Source organism: Streptomyces sp. LUP47B (assembly GCF_001746295.1).
GTDB lineage: Bacteria > Actinomycetota > Actinomycetes > Streptomycetales > Streptomycetaceae > Streptomyces.
The window spans coordinates 1-15746 of sequence record NZ_MJAH01000008.1; the positions used below are offsets into that span (position 1 = coordinate 1).

Consider the following 15746-nt stretch of genomic DNA (forward strand, 5'->3'; position numbering starts at 1 on the left):
GGGTCCGCGAGGCCGCCTCCGCGCGCGACGCGGCCGCCCGGCGCTGCGCCGAACTCGACCGGCTCTCCGCCCGCTCGGCCACCGGCCTCAGGCGGCTGGCGCCGCTGCGCGAGGAGTACGACCGGGTGGCCCGGCTGTCCGCGCTCGCCGCGGGCACCTCCGCGGACAACGAACGCAAGATGCGGCTGGAGGCCTATGTGCTCGCGGCCCGCCTGGAGCAGGTGGCGGCCGCCGCGACCGCGCGCCTGCAACGCATGTCCTCCGGCCGCTACACCCTCGTCCACTCCGACGACCGCACCGGACGCGGCCGCAGCGGACTCGGACTGCACGTCGTCGACGCCTGGACCGGACGCGAGCGGGACACCGCGACCCTGTCGGGCGGCGAGACCTTCTTCGCCTCCCTCGCCCTGGCCCTCGGCCTCGCGGACGTCGTCACCGACGAGGCCGGCGGGGTCCGGCTGGACACCCTCTTCATCGACGAGGGCTTCGGCAGCCTCGACGACCAGACCCTGGACGAGGTCCTCGACGTCCTGGACTCACTGCGGGAACGCGACCGCAGCGTTGGCATCGTGAGCCATGTGGCCGACCTGCGCCGGCGGATCCACGCCCAGCTGGAGGTCGTGAAGGGGCGCTCGGGGTCGGTGCTGAGACAGCGGGGCGGCGGCTGAGGTCAGCGCCCCAGGGGCCGCCGGGGGAGCGGGGAGGAGTAGACGACGCTCGTGGTCACCGAGCCCAGCGTGCCGATCCTGCCCGACACCTCCTCCAGGTGACGCATCGAGCGGGCGGCCACCTTGATGACGAAGCAGTCGTCGCCGGTCACGTGGTGCGCCTCCAGGATCTCGGGCGTCACGGCGACCAGGTCGTGGAAGGGCTTGTAGTTGCCGTTGGGGTACCGCAGGCGGACGAACGCCAGGATCGGCAGACCCAGCCGGTCGGGGTCGACGACGGCGGCGTACCCCTGGATGACCCCCGCCTCCTCCAGCCGCCGCACCCGCTCGGTGACCGCGCTCGCGGACATCGACACGGCCCGGGCGAGCTCGGCGAAAGTCGCCCGGCCCTCCCGCTGGAGGACGTCGAGGATGCGCCAGTCGGTGGCGTCCGGGGAATACACGGTCATGCCCGAGGAATACCAGGGGAATCCCCGGCCGAGCAAGGTGCACGCCGTGGAATTCCCCTTCAGGTGGTCGATCGCCAACCGTATATTTCCGGCCATGACGACAACCGACTCGTTCACCCTGAACCCCGTTCTGCGCGTCGCCCCCGCCACCCCGGCCGAGGCCGCCGCTCACTTCCGGGCCAGTCTCGTCTTCCACGCCGACGTGTCCGACGTCGCCGCCGCGCTCGCCGCCGACGGCGACCCCGGCTTCGTCGTCCTCGACTCCCGCTCCACCGACGCCTGGGACCAGGGCCACATCCCGGGTGCGGTCCACCTGCCCACCGCACTCGTCCCCGAGCGGGCCGGACAACTCCTCGACAGGTCCGTGCCCGTCGTGACGTACTGCTGGGGCCCGGGCTGCAACGGCGCCACCCGCGCCGCGCTCGCCCTCGCCGAACTCGGCTACCAGGTCAAGGAGATGCTCGGCGGCTTCGAGTACTGGGTGCGCGAGGGCTTCGAGTTCGAGACCTGGGAGGGCCGCGAGCGGCGCACCGCCGACCCGTTGACCGCCCCGGCCGGCTCGGACGACTGCGGCTGCTGAGGCCTGGCGATTTCCGGTGCGGTTCCTGTGCAGGTGCAACCCTGAGGTTCCGGTGCGTGTAGGTTCTGGCGCATGGTGCGATACGCGGAGCCGGGCGCGGTGGAGTGGGTCGAGTCGGGCGGCGGCCCGCTCATAGCGGTGCCGGAGACGGTGCTGCCGTTCTGGGCGGGCGCCGACGGCGACGAGACGGCCTCCGACTACGACCGGGCCTGTGAAGTGGACGGCTGCGTGGGCCTGTTGCCGGTCGGCGACGCCGCCGCCCTGGTCCTCGGGGACGAGCCCGCCTCGACCTCCTACCTCCCCGACCACGACACTTTCGTACGGTGGTGCGCCGCCGACTCCGAGGACGAACTCCTCGCCGAAGTCCCCGCCGCCCTTGCCACGGCCGCCTGGGAGGACGAGGTGAACTGGTCGGTACCCGGCCCGGTCGTCCTCTTCGACGCGGCCTGGCCCGGCAACGACTCCGTGAACACCGACCACTTGAAGGTCTCGCTCGCTCCCGGCCGGTACGCGGTACGCGCCGCCAACGTACGGCCCGGCCCGGAGACCTGGCTGGGTCTCGTCCAGCTGCGCCGGCTCCCGGACTGAGAGCCGTTCACGTGCGCGACGCCGACGGATGAACGGCTGCGGCCGGTGACCGACTCGGGCCTTGGGTCCGAGCCGGTCACCTGATCCCGAGCGTCAGAGCCGAGCCAGCTCGTCCACCAGGTCGTCCAGGCCCAGAGAGCCCTGCGACAGCGCCGCCATGTGCCAGGCCTTCAGGTCGAAGGCGTCGCCGTGCCGTTGCCGGGCCTTCTCCCTGCCCAGCAGCCAGGCCCGCTCGCCCAGCTTGTAGCCGATCGCCTGGCCGGGGATCGTGAGATAGCGGGTCAGCTCGCTCTCCACGAAGTCCGCCGGACGGCTGCTGTGCGCGCCGAAGAACTCCTGTGCCAGCTCGGGGGTCCAGCGCTCGCCCGGGTGGAAGGGGGAGTCCGCCGGGATCTCCAGCTCCAGATGCATGCCGATGTCGACGATGACACGGGCGGCCCGCATCATCTGCGCGTCGAGATAGCCGAGCCGCTGCTCCGGGTCCGTGAGGAAGCCCAGTTCGTCCATCAGCCGTTCCGCGTACAGCGCCCAGCCCTCGGCGTTGGCGCTGACCCCGCCCACCGCCGCCTGGTAGCGGGAGAGGTTCTCCGCGACATGGGCCCACTGGGCGAGCTGGAGGTGATGGCCGGGGACGCCTTCGTGGTACCAGGTGGAGACGAGGTCGTAGACCGGGAAACGGGTCTGGCCCATGGTCGGCAGCCAGGTGCGGCCGGGACGCGAGAAGTCCTCCGACGGGGGCGTGTAGTACGGCGCCGCCGCACCACCGGGCGGCGCGATGCAGGACTCCACCTTCCGTACCCGCTCGGCGAGTTCGAAGTGGGTGCCGTCGAGCGAGTCGATCGCCTGGTCCATCAGGCCCTGGAGCCAGTCGCGGACCTCGTCGACCCCCTCGATGTGCTTGCCGTGCTCGTCGAGGTGGGCGAGCGCCACCCAGGGCGTCCCGGCGCCGGGCAGGATCTTCTCGGCCTCCTGCTTCATCTCGGCGAGCAGCCGGTGGTACTCGGACCAGCCGTACGCGTACGCCTCGTCCAGGTCGAGGTCCGTGCCGTTGAAGTAGCGCGCCCAGCGGGCGTACCGCTCCCGGCCCACCGTGTTCGACGCGCCCTCGATCGCCGGCGTGTACACGTCCCGCATCCAGTCGCGCAGCTCCACCACCGAGGCGGTCGCCGCGCGGGCGGCCTCGTCCAGCTCCGCGCGCAGCGTCTCGGGGCCCGCCGAGACGAAGTCCTCGAACCAGCCACGGCCGTTGCCGTCGGTGTCCGCCCACTCGGTGAGCTGCTCGACGAAGGTGGCGGTGGGACGCGGCGCCGCGTGCAGCTTGCGCTCCAGACCGAGCGCGAGGGACTCGCGGTAGCCCGCGTACGCGGTCGGCACCGCCCGCAGCCGCTCGGCGATCGCCGCCCAGTCCGCCTCCGTCTCCGTGGGGGTCACGGAGAAGACCTCACGGATGGAGTGGGCCGGCGTGGCCATGTTGCCGACAGCGCGCAGCCCCTCGTCGGCCTCGTGCACGGCGAGTTCGGCCGTCAGACGCTCCCGCAGCAGCCGACCGCACCGCCGCTCGCTGTCGCTGTCCGCGCCGGGCTGCCGCTCGGCCTCGTCGAGCTTCGCGAGCGTGGCCCGCTGGAGCTCCGCGAGCGCCTCCTGGCCCGCCGGCGAGGTATCGGGAAGCTTGCTCGAACTGTCCTTCACACCCAGGTAGGTGCCGGTGATCGGATCGAGGGCGATGAGCTCGTCGACGTAGGCGTCGGCGACCTGACGGGGCAGCGGGCTCTGAGTCTCAGACATGCGGTCCATCCTCATACGGGGACCTCGCGGGAGTCACCCCGATTCCGCTGTCGGCGTGGCAGGCGGCAGCAGGGGTCCGCACTCCCACTGCTGGAAGATCAACCGGGTCTCCACCCGGGCCACCTCACGCCGCGACGTGAACTCGTCCAGCACCAGCCGCTGCAGATCCGTCATGTCCGCCACGGCCACATGCACGAGATAGTCGTCGGGGCCGGTCAGATGGAAGACGGTCCGCGACTCCGGCAGCGCCCTGATGCGCTCCACGAACGGCCCCACCAGCTCCCGTCGATGCGGCCTGACCTGCACCGACAGCAGCGCTTCGAGGCCCCGGCCCAGCTTCCCCGGATCCAGCCGCAGCTGATGACCGAGGATGACGCCCGAGCGGCGCAGCCGGGTCACCCGGTCAAGGCACGTCGACGGCGCGACACCGACCTGCGCGGCGAGGTCGCGGTAGGTGGTCCGGGCGTCGTTCTGCAACAGCCGCAGCAGATGCAGGTCCACCGGGTCCAGTACGACAGATTCGGCCATTGGCCGAACGTAGCACGGGGTTCGGACCGAGAACGCCGGTCGGTGTTCACTCTTGCGGGCATGGACTCAGCGCGCACCGCCACCGTCTCTCGTACGCCGCTCAGAGCACTGGCCACCGAGGCCGTCCACGCAGGCCGCGACGACCTCGCCCGGCAGGGACTGCACGCCCCGCCCATCGACCTGTCGACGACCTACCCGTCCTACGACAGCCGCGGCGAGGCCGCCCGCATCGACGCCTTCGCGGCGACCGGCGCCGAGCCGGACGGCCCGCCCGTGTACGCACGCCTCGGCAACCCCACCGTCGCCCGCTTCGAGACCGCCCTGGCCCGGCTGGAGAGGACCGAGGCCGCGGTCGCCTTCGCCAGCGGCATGGCGGCGCTCACGGCCGTCCTTCTCGTACGGGCCTCCCTGGGCCTGCGCCACGTAGTCGCCGTACGCCCTTTGTACGGCTGCAGCGACCACCTGCTGACCGCGGGACTGCTCGGCACGGAGGTCACCTGGACCGACCCGGCGGGGGTCGCCGACGCCCTGCGCCCGGACACGGGCCTGGTTCTGGTCGAATCCCCGGCCAACCCCACGCTCGCCGAAATCGACCTGCGGGCCCTGGCCCACTCCTGCGGTTCGGTGCCCCTCCTCGCGGACAACACCTTCGCCACGCCAGTGCTCCAGCGCCCGGCGGAACACGGCGCCCGCCTGGTGCTGCACAGCGCCACCAAGTACCTCGGCGGCCACGGGGACGTGATGGCGGGCGTGGTGGCCTGCGACGAGGAGTTCGCCGGGCACCTGCGGCAGGTCCGCTTCGCGACGGGCGGCGTCCTGCACCCCCTCGCCGGCTACCTGCTGCTGCGCGGTCTCGCGACTCTTCCCGTACGGGTGCGGGCGGCCTCCGCGAACGCCGCCGAACTCGCCCACCGCCTGGCGGCCGACCCCCGCGTCACCCGAGTCCACTACCCGCGCATCGGCGGCGCGATGATCGCCTTCGAGGTCGACGGCGACCCGCACGGGGTGATCGAGCGGGTTCGCCTGATCACCCCGGCGGTGAGCCTGGGCAGCGTGGACACCCTCATTCAGCACCCGGCGTCGATCAGTCACCGCATCGTGGACGCGGAGGACCGCAGGGGTGCGGGCGTGAGTGACCGATTGCTCCGTCTGTCGGTGGGCCTGGAGGACGTGGAGGACCTGTGGACGGATCTGGACACCGCTCTGGAGTGCCCCGTCAGGGCCGCGGGGCGGTATTGACCTGCGGCTCCCCGCCACCCACAGCAGGCTCCGGCTCTCCCTGCGGAGCGATTCGCGCGGTGATCACCAGGGTCCCCTCCTCGATCTGATAGTCGAGGGGGAGGCCCAGCCCCCGCATCGCGGCGACCATGCCCGTGTTGGACGACTGGGTCACGGCGTACACGCTCTCGCACCCGGCCTCGACAGCCAGCGCCACCAGCCGCTCCAGCAACTCCGCGCCGATCCCGCGCCGCTGCCACCCGTCCTCGACGAGCAGCGCCACCTCGGTCTCGTCACCGTCCCACAGCAGATGCCCGAGCCCCACGATCCGCCCCGACGCGGTCTGCACCGCGAGGGTGCGGCCGAACCGCGGACTGAGCAGGTGGTTGAGATAGCGGTCGGCGTCACCGACGGGCCCGTGGTAGCGCATGGTCAACGTCCGCGGCGAGCACCGCTCGTGCATCGCCACCGCTGCTTCCAGGTCCCCGGTGTCGGCCCGGCGCACGGTGATGTCGTGGCCTTCCGGCAGCGTCAGCACGTCCTGGCTGCGCGGCACCAGCGGACCCAGCCGGGCGTCCAGCTCTACCAGGGCCCGGGCCCGGGCGAACTCCGTCGGTGTGAACGGCAGATACGGCCGTTCCACGGTGATCACTCCGCCTTCCGGCGCCCGCAACCGCATCACGGTGTCCTCCAGAGCTCCTTCCACGGGCACACTCTCCGGGCCGCGACCGCCTCCCACCGCGACGGCCGGCAAGGACCGGATCGTGCACCGGCCCAGCAACTGCCGCAGCGCCAGCGGCAGTTCCGCCGCGTCCAGCGCGGTCCGGGTGGCGAGGCCCAGCACCCGGGTCGGTGCGTCCACCAGATCGTGCGTGTCGGCCCGCTCGATCCAGGTGTCGGCGCCGCCGGCCAGCGCGACGGACCGGGTGATCTCGGCGCCCTCCAGCACACCGGGGGCACGCAGCAGGAACTCGTCGACCGTGCCCTCGGCCAGCGGGTGGGTCTGCAGGCTGAGGATGTCGACCCGGTGTGCGGCGAGGGCCGTGCAGAGGGCGGCCAGTGAGCCCGGCGCGTCCTTCACCGTGGTGCGCATCCGCCACAGCGTGCTCTCCGCGGCCACGGGGTCCGAGGTGCGCGACGGCTGGTCGGACGGCCCGGCCTGCTCCCCGTGGGGGAGCGGCCGGGTGCCGGTATCACCCGTCGGAGGCGCGTGACCGTGGCGGCGTGCCCACCATGTGTGGAATCCGGCCGTGGCGGCCAGGGTCACCGCCGAGATCACCAGCAGCGCGGTGCCGTCGGGGCCGTGCCCGATCAGGTTCGCCACGGTGTCGGCCACCGCGACGGCCGTGAACAGGGCCGCGAGTTCGATCACGTCGCGCCGCCAGTGGTGCACGGGGCGACCGTGTTTTGCACGGGTCACATCAGACATGTCTCGAGTCATGCAGCCACTGTGGAGGAACGGTGTTGCGTGATCACGAACGCATTGTGACTGATCGGTAAAGTGTGATTCTGCACTCTTTGTGCGTTTTTCAACTGTTCAGTCATGAGCGATGCCGACGGTTACTGACCCACCCGGCCGGGCTGGAGCACCCGCGTGAACAGCACCGTGCCGTCCTGCTCGCGCAGACGCACCGTCAGCTCACCGCTGTGGCCGTCGATGTCGACCTCGCCGAAGAACTGGTAGCCGCCCGCGGGGGAGACGTTCGAGGCGGTCGGCGCCTTCACGAACACCCGCTCGGGGCCGAAGGTGGCGTCGAGCGCGCTGGCCGGGAAGGCACCCGCGTTCAGCGGACCCGAGACGAACTCCCAGAACGGCTCGAAGTCGGTGAACGCGGCCCGCGACGGCTGGTAGTGCTGGGCCGAGGTGTGGTGGACATCGGCGGTCAGCCACACCGTGCCGGTGATCTTCCGGTGCTTGATGTACCGCAGCAGCTCGGCGATCTGCAGCTCACGTCCGAGCGGGGCGCCCGGGTCGCCCTGCGCCACCGCCTCGATGTTCGCCCTGCCCTCCGTGGCGTCGGGCACGACCAGGCCGAGCGGCATGTCGGAGGCGATCACCTTCCACACCGCCTTCGAACGCGACAGCTCCCGCTTGAGCCATTCCAGCTGCTCCCGGCCGAGGATGCCCTGCGGGTCCACGGTCTGGTCGTCGGGCGAGTTGGCGTTGCGGTACGTCCGCATGTCCAGCACGAACACGTCGAGCAGCGGCCCCTGGCGCAGCACCCGGTACACCCGGCCGTCCCGCGCCCCGGGCCGCAGCGTGGAGATCGGGAAGTACTCGCTGAACGCGCGCCGGGCCCGGCCCGCGAGGACGTCGACGCTCTTCTCGGTGTAGCGGGCGTCGGAGTCGAGGATCGTCTGGCCCGGGTACCAGTTGTTGCGCACCTCGTGGTCGTCCCACTGGATGACGGACGGCACCTGGGCGTTGAAGGCCCGGAGGTTGTGGTCGAGCAGGTTGTAGCGGAAGTTGCCGCGGAACTCGGCCAGGGTCTCGGCCACCTTGGACTTCTCCTCGGTGGTGATGTTCCGCCAGGTGCTGCCGTCGGGCAGGGCGGCCGTCGCCGGGATCGGGCCGTCGGCGTAGATGTTGTCACCGCTGCACAGGAAGAAGTCCGGGTCGAGCTCGGCCATCGCCCGGTAGATGGTGTAACCGCCGAAGTCCGGGTTGATGCCCCAGCCCTGCCCGGCGAGGTCGCCGGACCACAGGAAGCGCACCCCGTCACGGCGCTTGGGGGACACCGTGCGGAAGGTGCCGGCGACCGGCTCGCCGGTGCGGCGCGGGTCGTCAGGGTCGGCCAGCAGCACCCGGTAGTGGATCTGCTCGCCCGACGGCAGACCGCGCAGCCGGGTCGTACCGGTGAAGTCGGTGTCCGCGCCGAGCAGCGGGCCGTGCCATCTGCGGGCGTTGCGGAACGACTCGGTCGCCGACGTCTCCACGATCATCCGGGCCGGACGGTCGGAACGCACCCACACCAGGCCGGAGCCGGCGGTCACGTCTCCCGTCTGCACCCCCCAGCCCGCCCCGGGACGCCCGGAGAGGGCGAAGGCCGGTGCGGCTCCGGAGATCGCGGGCAGGGTGAGGGCGGCCGACGCGGCCAGGGAGCCGCGCAGCACGCTGCGGCGGCCGGGGAACGGACGGTGTGACATCGATGCGCCTCCAAGGACGGGATCCGGCCGGTGTGCGATGCCAGAACTACTGGGACACCGCAGCGCACACGCAAACCCCGAGTGAACAACTGACCGCGGGAACAAGGGAACCCGTGTGCGAAAGGGTGCGGGTCAGTCGCGGGCGGCCTCGGCCATCAGGCGTACGCCGTCCCGGATCCGCGTCTCGGACAGGTGCGCGTAACCGAGGACCAGCCGCACACCCCGCTCCTCGTCGGCCTCGGCACGCGCGTGTGCGTAGTCCGTCAGCGGGCGGACGGCCACCCCGGCCGCCGCCAGGCGCGCGAGGAGCCTGACCTGGGGGCCGTAGCGGTGCGGCAGCGTGGCGATGACATGCAGCCCGGCGGCGATCCCGGACACCTCCGTGCCGGGGAGGTGCTCGTCCAGCGCGGAGACCAGCGCGTCGCGCCGCTCCCGGTAGGCACGCTGGCAGCGGCGCAGTTGGCGGTCGTAGTCGCCGCGCTCCACGAACCGGGCGAACAGCGCCTGGTCGATCGTGGGATGACCGAGGTCGATGGTCCGCTTCCGCTCGACGACCTCGTCGGCCAGCGCCTCCGGCACCAGCAGCCAGCCGAGCCGCAGTCCGGGCGCGAGGGACTTGCTGACCGATCCCGCGTAGGCCACCCGGTCCGGGTCGAGCCCCTGGAGCGCGCCGACGGGGGCCCGGTCGTAGCGGAAGTCGCCGTCGTAGTCGTCCTCCAGGACGAATCCGTCGACGGACCGCGCCCAGTCGAGCAGTTCCGCGCGGCGCCGCGCGGAGTAGGCGATGCCGGTGGGGAACTGGTGGGAGGGCGTCGTGACCACGGCACGCACGCCCGAGTCGTGCAGCTGACCGATGGAGATTCCGTCCTCGTCCAGCGGTACCGGGACGGTGGCGACGCCCGCCGCCGCGTACAGGGCGTCGTGCTGCGGGCTCCCGGGATCCTCCACGCCGACCGTCGGCAACCCGCGCGCGTGGAGCGCGAATCCGAGCAGTGTCGTCGCCTGCGCCACACCGGAGACGACCACGATCCGCTCCGGATCCGCGACCACGCCCCTACGGCGGGCCAGCAGCTCGGCCAGGGCTGCGCGCAGCCGGGGCAGCCCGCGCGGGTCGGGATAACCGAGGTCCTGGTGCGGCAGTTCCGCCAGCACACCGCGGTGTGCCGTGGCCCAGGCGGTGCGGGGGAACAACGACAGGTCGGGCGTCCCGGCCACGAAGTCGGCGCGGGTGCCCGCAGTGCGCGGGGCCAGGTCACGCGCGCGTGGGTGCGCGGCCCGCACGGCACCGCCGACCCAGGTGCCCGCACCCCGGCCGCTGCGCAGATAACCCTCCGCCGTCAGCTGCTCGTACGCCTCGGTGACCAGCCCGCGCGACACACCGAGGTCGGCCGCCAGATCCCGGCTCGACGGCAGCCGCGTCCCCGGCACGAGCCGTCCGGACCGCACCGCCTCCCGCAGCGCCGCCTGCAGGGAACGGCCACGCGTGCGGGCCGGCGCGGAGACGGCGGGCAGGAGCAGCTCCCAGGCGGGCGACCCGGCGGATTCCGATACGCCCGGCCCTCCCTCCGGATTGGTCCGCGATGACGTCATGGGAATGGACCTTAAACCGGACCGCCACCCTTCCTAGCGTCACTGCCATGAACACCACCACGCGCGGTTCCCTCCTCGCCACGTTCGCCTGCGTCCTCGTCGGAGCGTCCTTCACCGCCAACAGCCTGCTCGGCGACTACCCGTACGCGGGCGGCCAGTTCCTGCGCTACGGCCTCGCCGCGCTGTTGCTCGTTCCGCCGGCCGCGAGCGGCGCCGCGGTACGGCTGCGGGCACTCGGGCCCCGTCAGTGGACCCGTCTCGCGCTTCTCGCCGCCGTGGGCATGGTCGGCTTCAACCTCGCCGTCATCGCCGCCGAACGCACCGCGGAACCGGCCGTCCCGGGCGTCTTCGTGGGCTGTGCTCCCGTGCTGGTGGCCGTACTCGTGCCGCTGCTCGACGGACGCCAACCCCGGCCCCGTGTCCTTCGCGGCGCGTCGCTCGTCGCCCTGGGCGCCTTCGCCGTGCAGGGCTGGGGCCGTACGGACGGCACGGGCCTCGCCTTCTCCGTGTGCGCGCTGGCCGGTGAGGTCGGTTTCGCGGTGCTCGCGGTACCCGTGCTGCGGCCCCTGGGACCACGGCTGTTGTCCGCCACGGTCTGCGCGGTCGCCGCCGTCGAGGCGGCCGTGGTCGGACTGTTCCTGGACGGCACCGGGTGGCTGCGCCGCCCCGACACCGCCGAGGCCGCCGCGCTGCTGTGGCAGGCGGCGGTCGTCACCGTCGTCGGGTTCGTGTGCTGGTACATGGGCATGCAACGGATCGGCGCGGAGCGCGCCACGCTGTTCTCCGGGCTCATCCCGGTCGCGGCCGCCGGTACCGCGCCCCTTGTCGGAACGGGTTCCTACGGCGTCGCCCAGGCCGTGGGCAGTGCCCTGGTCGGCACCGGAGTCGCCCTCGGGTCAGGGGCGTTGAGCCGGCGGCGGACGGACTCAGCGGCTGCCGTCGAGGATGACGCGCGCGACCAGAGCGGGGTCGTCGTTCATCGGGCAGTGGCCGCAGCCGGGCAGCCGCACCAGCCGGGCCCGGGGAATGATGTGCTTGGCCCGCACCCCCTGCCGGCGCACGAGCAGCATGTCCCTGGTGCCCCAGGCCACCGTGACCGGCAGCCCCGGGACGTCGTCGCCGAACTGGACGGCGGTACCGGCCCGGAGGGTCGCGTCGAACCCCGTGGCCTGCGCCAGGGCAAGCGTCTCGGCGACCACGGCCTCGGGTGAACGCAGGCCCGGGCGCGCATAGATGGTGCTCGTGAGCACCGTGCGGCCGGCCGCGCTGCGCGACAGCCGCTCGACCAGCGGCAGCGGCAGCCGCCGGGAGATGTGCCGCATCGTAAGCAGTACCCCGAACGCGTAGCGCCGCTCGGCCGCCGACCAGAACCCGGCGGGAGACAGCGCGGTGACGGATCGTACGAGCTGCTCGCGGCCGAGTTCCAGGGCCAGCAGACCGCCGAGCGAGTTGCCCGCCACGTGCGGGCGGTCCAGCTCCAGGGCCTCGCAGAACGCACCGAACACCGACGTCGTGGTGGCCAGGTCGTACGACAGCCCCTCGGGCAGCCCCGGCGACGCCCCGAACCCGGGCAGGTCCACGGCGACCACGTCGCGCTCGGTCGCCAGGATGTCCACCACCGGGTCCCAGGCCTGCCGGTGGTGACCTATGCCGTGCAGCAGGAGCAGCGGCTCACCGCGGCCCACGCGCTCGTAGGACACGGTCACGGGCTGCGGCCCCTCGGCGGAGGGGACTTTGAAGGAGACGGTGGTGGACATGAGGGCTCCTTGACGGCGGCTCACGGGCTGAGGCAGACGCACGGCGGACGCGCTGTAGACAGCTTGTCAGCAATTACTACTGGCGGGTAGACCCTCGTTTCCCCGGGAACCCGCCGCCCGCCCAAATCGCCTGGACACGAACCGGCGTCCGGGTTGGGATGAACCCGTGGCCACCGATACCGAGACCGACATCTTCGAAGAACACCGTCCCGTCCTCATGGGAGTCGCCTACCGCATGCTCGGGCGCGTCGCCGACGCCGAGGACGTGGTGCAGGAAGCCTGGCTGCGCTGGTCGGCGGCCGACCGGAGCGAGGTGCGCGAACCGCGCGCCTACCTGGTCCGCGTCACCACGCGTCTGGCGATCGACCGGCTGCGCCAGGTCAAGGCGCGCGGTGAGACGTACGTCGGCCCCTGGCTCCCTGAGCCGTATGCGACCGACTTCGGGGACACCGTGCCCGACACCGCCGAACAGGCCGTCCTCGCCGACTCGGTCTCCCTCGCGGTCCTGGTCGTCATGGAGTCGCTGTCACCGCTGGAGCGGGCGGTGTTCGTCCTCAGAGAGGCCTTCGGCTACCCCTACGCCGACATCGCCGCCATGCTCGACCGCGGCGAACCCGCCGTGCGGCAGCTCGCGGGGCGGGCCCGCAGACACGTCGAGGAACGACGGCCGCGGTACGAGGTCGACCCGGTCCGGCGCCGCGATCTGACGGAGCGTTTCCTCGCCGCCGCGGGGGGAGGCGACCTGGAGGGGCTGATGTCGCTGCTCGCCCCGGACGTCCGGCTCGTCGGGGACAGCGGCGGAAAGTCCAAGGCGCCGCTGCGCGTCCTGGAGTCGGCGGACCACGTGGGCCGCTTCCTCGTAGGCGTCGCCCAGAGGGGCGTCCCGGACATCACGTGGCGCTTCCTGGAGCTCAACGGTGGACCGGCGGTGCTCGTCCTGTCGGGCGGAAAGCCCGACTCCGTCTTCCAACTGGACATCCTGGACGGCCGTATCCAGTCCGTCTACGTCATCCGCAACCCCGACAAGCTGCGTGCCCTGCCTGCTGCCTGAATGCCTCATTAACGCTGTGTGGCATCACGCCCGCGCGCCCCCCGGGGGATCGAGGATTGGTCTTGACCAAGGGTGGGGGCCGCCCTATGGTCGCAGAGAAGTGCAACAACCTTTAATAAACAAGGGCGCTAAAACGCCGCCGGACCACGGCGATTGCGGAGGACAGGGTGGGGACCACGCAGCTGGAAACGGTGCCGGAACCGAAGTACTGGCATCTCAAGACGGTGCTCAGTGAGGCATTGGACTCCGAATTCACCGTGGGCGAGATCCTGCCGAACGAGCGCGATCTCGCCGCCCGTTTCGGCGTCGCCCGCGCCACGCTCCGCCAGGCTCTGGAGCAGCTGGAGCTGGAAGGCAGGCTGCAGCGCCGCCGCGGTGTCGGTACGACCGTTGCGCCGCCGCGCGTGGGCGTGGCCGTCGGCACCGAGCAGCACGCCTGGCCCGGTGCGGCCGGAGACGACTGGCAGACCGTCGACTGTGCCGCCGCGGTGCCGCCCGCGGCCGTCGCGGACGCCCTCGGGACCGACCGCGAACAGCCGGTGCACACCGTGCGCCGCTCCCGTATGACCCACGGCCAGCCCGTCGCCGCCGAGCTGCTGTACATCCCCGAGGCGTCGGTGCCGGAGCTCTCCGCCATAGACCCGCCGTCCGGGGCGGCACGCGCGCGTGCCGTGCTGCGCGAACTGCAGCGTCTGGAGCTGGAGAGCCGGGAGAACGCCGTCGAACTCGGCTCGGCCCGCGCGGACGACGCGAAGGAGCTGGACCGGCTGCCCGGGGCCCCGGTCCTCGTCGTCACCACCCGCTACCTGGCGGGGGGCCGCACCGCGGCCATTTCGGTGGCCACCTACCGTGCGGACACCTGCCGGCTGACCTTCGGGGACTCCGGCGCGGTGGAGATCCACGAGGGCCCCGAGCGCCGGGCCTCCTGAGCACAGCGGCGGTGGCCCCGGCCCCGTCCGGGGGGCCCCCCGCTTTCACCTGCCCCCGTTTGGATCAGGTCGGCTACGAGGAGCGGTGCGTTTCGGGCCGACCCGAGCGGGGTCTGGTGCGTGCAGCTGCAAGGCGGAGGAGGGAGTCGACGCGGAGCGTCGGCGACCGACGACAACGCCGCCGGGGGCACCCCCTCTGGGGGAGTGCGTGCCAGGGCCCGCGACGCCGAGCTGATCCAAACGAGAGGGCCTAGCGCCGCGCCGTGACCGTGCCCTCCACCGCGAACAGCTGCTCCTCCACATGGTCGAGAGCCAGGCGCAGGGCACCCGTCGCCACGGCCGCCTCGCCCAGGAGCGACAGGGTGACCTTCGGCGGCCGCAGACAGTAGCGGTCCAACTCGCGCCGCAGCGGCTCCAGTACGCCGTCCAGGCCGGCCGCCCAGCCGCCGACCACGACGAGTTCCGGGTCCAGGGCCAGGACGAGCGCCGCCACGTCGTGGACGAGCCGCTGGATGAACCGCTCCACGGCCGCCCGGGCCCGCTGGTCGCCCTCCCGGGCCTGTGCGAAGACCGCGGCGACCGCCTGCTCGTCGAGCGGGTGCAAAGGCTCGTCCGTGGTGGACAGCAGCGTCTCGGGCGTGACCTCGCGGCCCAGCAGATGCAGCGCGCCGATCTCCCCGGCCGCCCCGCCGTACCCCCGGTGCAACCGCCCGCCGATCAGCGAACCGGCCCCCGGGCTCAGCCCGGCCAGCACGAACACCACGTCGTCGGACTCGGTGGCGGAGCCCTTCCAGTGCTCGGCGACCGCGGCCGCGTTGGCGTCGTTCTCCACCAGCACCGGGCACTTGAAGGAACGGCTCAGCCGCTCGCCGAGACGCAGCCCCGTCCACTCGGGCAGCGCCGCGCACAGCCGTATGGTCCCGTCCGCCTCCACGATGCCCGGCGAGGCGACCCCCACGGCCCACAGCGAGTCGCGCGCGACCCCGGCCCGGCGCAGCAGTTCGGCGACCGCGATGCGCAGCCGCTCCAGACGTTCGTCGGCGGACGCCGTCTCGTCGACGTCCTTGGCCACCGCGCCGAGCACCCGGCCGTCCAGGTCGGACAGGAGTGCTGCGACCCGGTGCGGCCCGATGTCCAGGCCCAGCAGGTGCCCGGCCTCGGCCCGGAACCGGAACCGCCGCGCGGGCCGTCCCTGCCGCCGGGCGACGCTCTCGTCCGCGGCCTTCTCGACCACCAGGCCGCTCTCGATGAGCCCCTCGACGACCCCCTCGACCGTCGGCCGGGACAAACCGGTCACCCGGGTGATCTCGGTCAGGGTCGCGCAGTCCGTGGCGCGCAGCGCGTGCAGCACCACCGCGGAATTGATTCTTCGCAGGAGAGAGGGATCCCCGCCGGTCAGTCGCCCCAACGTCCGTCCTCCCAGCTCGTGCGCGTGTGGGGCGGATGGTACAGGTCG

Annotated in this window: 14 protein-coding genes and 1 pseudogene; 7 read left to right on the top strand and 8 right to left on the bottom strand. The window is 72.4% G+C overall.

Annotated features, from left to right (window positions below; genetic code table 11):
- Nucleotides 1–668: SbcC/MukB-like Walker B domain-containing protein (locus BFN33_RS24430; RefSeq protein ID WP_305144232.1), on the top strand; the 668-nt coding region annotated here is incomplete at its 5' end.
- Nucleotides 669–670: 2 nt separating this feature from the next.
- On the opposite strand, the gene BFN33_RS24435 is transcribed toward BFN33_RS24430, so the two are convergent.
- On the bottom strand, nucleotides 671–1117 hold the full coding sequence (locus BFN33_RS24435; RefSeq protein WP_069762296.1) for an Lrp/AsnC family transcriptional regulator: 447 nt from the start codon (nucleotides 1115–1117) through the stop codon (nucleotides 671–673).
- A 94-nt stretch (nucleotides 1118–1211) separates the two neighbouring features.
- Here BFN33_RS24435 and BFN33_RS24440 point away from each other — a divergent pair, with 94 nt between their 5' ends.
- Nucleotides 1212–1697 (top strand): rhodanese-like domain-containing protein, encoded by a 486-nt coding sequence (locus BFN33_RS24440; protein ID WP_069762600.1) that lies wholly within the window; start codon nucleotides 1212–1214, stop codon nucleotides 1695–1697.
- Between the two features lie 72 nt (nucleotides 1698–1769).
- A complete protein-coding gene (locus tag BFN33_RS24445) occupies nucleotides 1770–2285 on the top strand; it encodes an immunity 21 family protein (RefSeq protein WP_069762297.1) in 516 nt (171 codons plus the stop codon).
- Nucleotides 2286–2378: 93 nt separating this feature from the next.
- On the opposite strand, the gene BFN33_RS24450 is transcribed toward BFN33_RS24445, so the two are convergent.
- Both BFN33_RS24450 and BFN33_RS24455 read right to left on the bottom strand, forming a co-directional pair.
- On the bottom strand, nucleotides 2379–4070 hold the full coding sequence (locus BFN33_RS24450; protein WP_069762601.1) for a DUF885 domain-containing protein: 1692 nt from the start codon (nucleotides 4068–4070) through the stop codon (nucleotides 2379–2381).
- Nucleotides 4071–4103: 33 nt separating this feature from the next.
- Nucleotides 4104–4598 (bottom strand): Lrp/AsnC family transcriptional regulator, encoded by a 495-nt coding sequence (locus BFN33_RS24455; protein WP_057610572.1) that lies wholly within the window; start codon nucleotides 4596–4598, stop codon nucleotides 4104–4106.
- 60 nt (nucleotides 4599–4658) lie between these two features.
- Between BFN33_RS24455 and BFN33_RS24460 the strand changes: the two genes are divergently transcribed.
- The gene (locus tag BFN33_RS24460; protein WP_069762298.1) at nucleotides 4659–5837 is read left to right on the top strand and encodes a PLP-dependent aspartate aminotransferase family protein; all 1179 of its coding nucleotides are present in this window, start codon (nucleotides 4659–4661) and stop codon (nucleotides 5835–5837) included.
- Here the strand turns inward: BFN33_RS24460 and BFN33_RS24465 are convergent.
- The 3 genes from BFN33_RS24465 to BFN33_RS24475 all read right to left on the bottom strand — a co-directional run bounded on the left by BFN33_RS24465 (nucleotide 5815) and on the right by BFN33_RS24475 (nucleotide 10553).
- Nucleotides 5815–7209 (bottom strand): GNAT family N-acetyltransferase, encoded by a 1395-nt coding sequence (locus tag BFN33_RS24465; protein WP_069762299.1) that lies wholly within the window; start codon nucleotides 7207–7209, stop codon nucleotides 5815–5817. The genes BFN33_RS24460 and BFN33_RS24465 overlap by 23 nt on opposite strands.
- A gap of 167 nt (nucleotides 7210–7376) precedes the next feature.
- Nucleotides 7377–8963, bottom strand: a complete 1587-nt coding sequence (locus tag BFN33_RS24470) for an alkaline phosphatase (protein ID WP_069762300.1) — start codon at nucleotides 8961–8963, stop codon at nucleotides 7377–7379.
- A 132-nt stretch (nucleotides 8964–9095) separates the two neighbouring features.
- Nucleotides 9096–10553, bottom strand: a complete 1458-nt coding sequence (locus BFN33_RS24475; RefSeq protein ID WP_069762301.1) for a PLP-dependent aminotransferase family protein — start codon at nucleotides 10551–10553, stop codon at nucleotides 9096–9098.
- A gap of 47 nt (nucleotides 10554–10600) precedes the next feature.
- Here BFN33_RS24475 and BFN33_RS50165 point away from each other — a divergent pair.
- Nucleotides 10601–11386: pseudogene (locus BFN33_RS50165) on the top strand (DMT family transporter); the annotation flags it as partial.
- 93 nt (nucleotides 11387–11479) lie between these two features.
- Here BFN33_RS50165 and BFN33_RS24480 read toward each other — a convergent pair.
- On the bottom strand, nucleotides 11480–12310 hold the full coding sequence (locus BFN33_RS24480) for an alpha/beta fold hydrolase (RefSeq protein WP_069762302.1): 831 nt from the start codon (nucleotides 12308–12310) through the stop codon (nucleotides 11480–11482).
- Between the two features lie 166 nt (nucleotides 12311–12476).
- Between BFN33_RS24480 and BFN33_RS24485 the strand changes: the two genes are divergently transcribed.
- A complete protein-coding gene (locus BFN33_RS24485; protein ID WP_069762303.1) occupies nucleotides 12477–13361 on the top strand; it encodes an RNA polymerase sigma-70 factor in 885 nt (294 codons plus the stop codon).
- Between the two features lie 167 nt (nucleotides 13362–13528).
- Complete coding sequence (locus BFN33_RS24490; RefSeq protein WP_069762304.1) at nucleotides 13529–14290, top strand: GntR family transcriptional regulator; 762 nt, start codon at nucleotides 13529–13531, stop codon at nucleotides 14288–14290.
- Between the two features lie 250 nt (nucleotides 14291–14540).
- Here BFN33_RS24490 and BFN33_RS24495 read toward each other — a convergent pair whose 3' ends face one another.
- Nucleotides 14541–15698 carry an ROK family transcriptional regulator gene (locus tag BFN33_RS24495; RefSeq protein WP_069762305.1) on the bottom strand — a complete coding sequence of 386 codons (1158 nt, stop codon included), beginning with the start codon at nucleotides 15696–15698 and terminating at the stop codon, nucleotides 14541–14543.
- Between the last annotated feature and the right edge of the window lie 48 nt (nucleotides 15699–15746).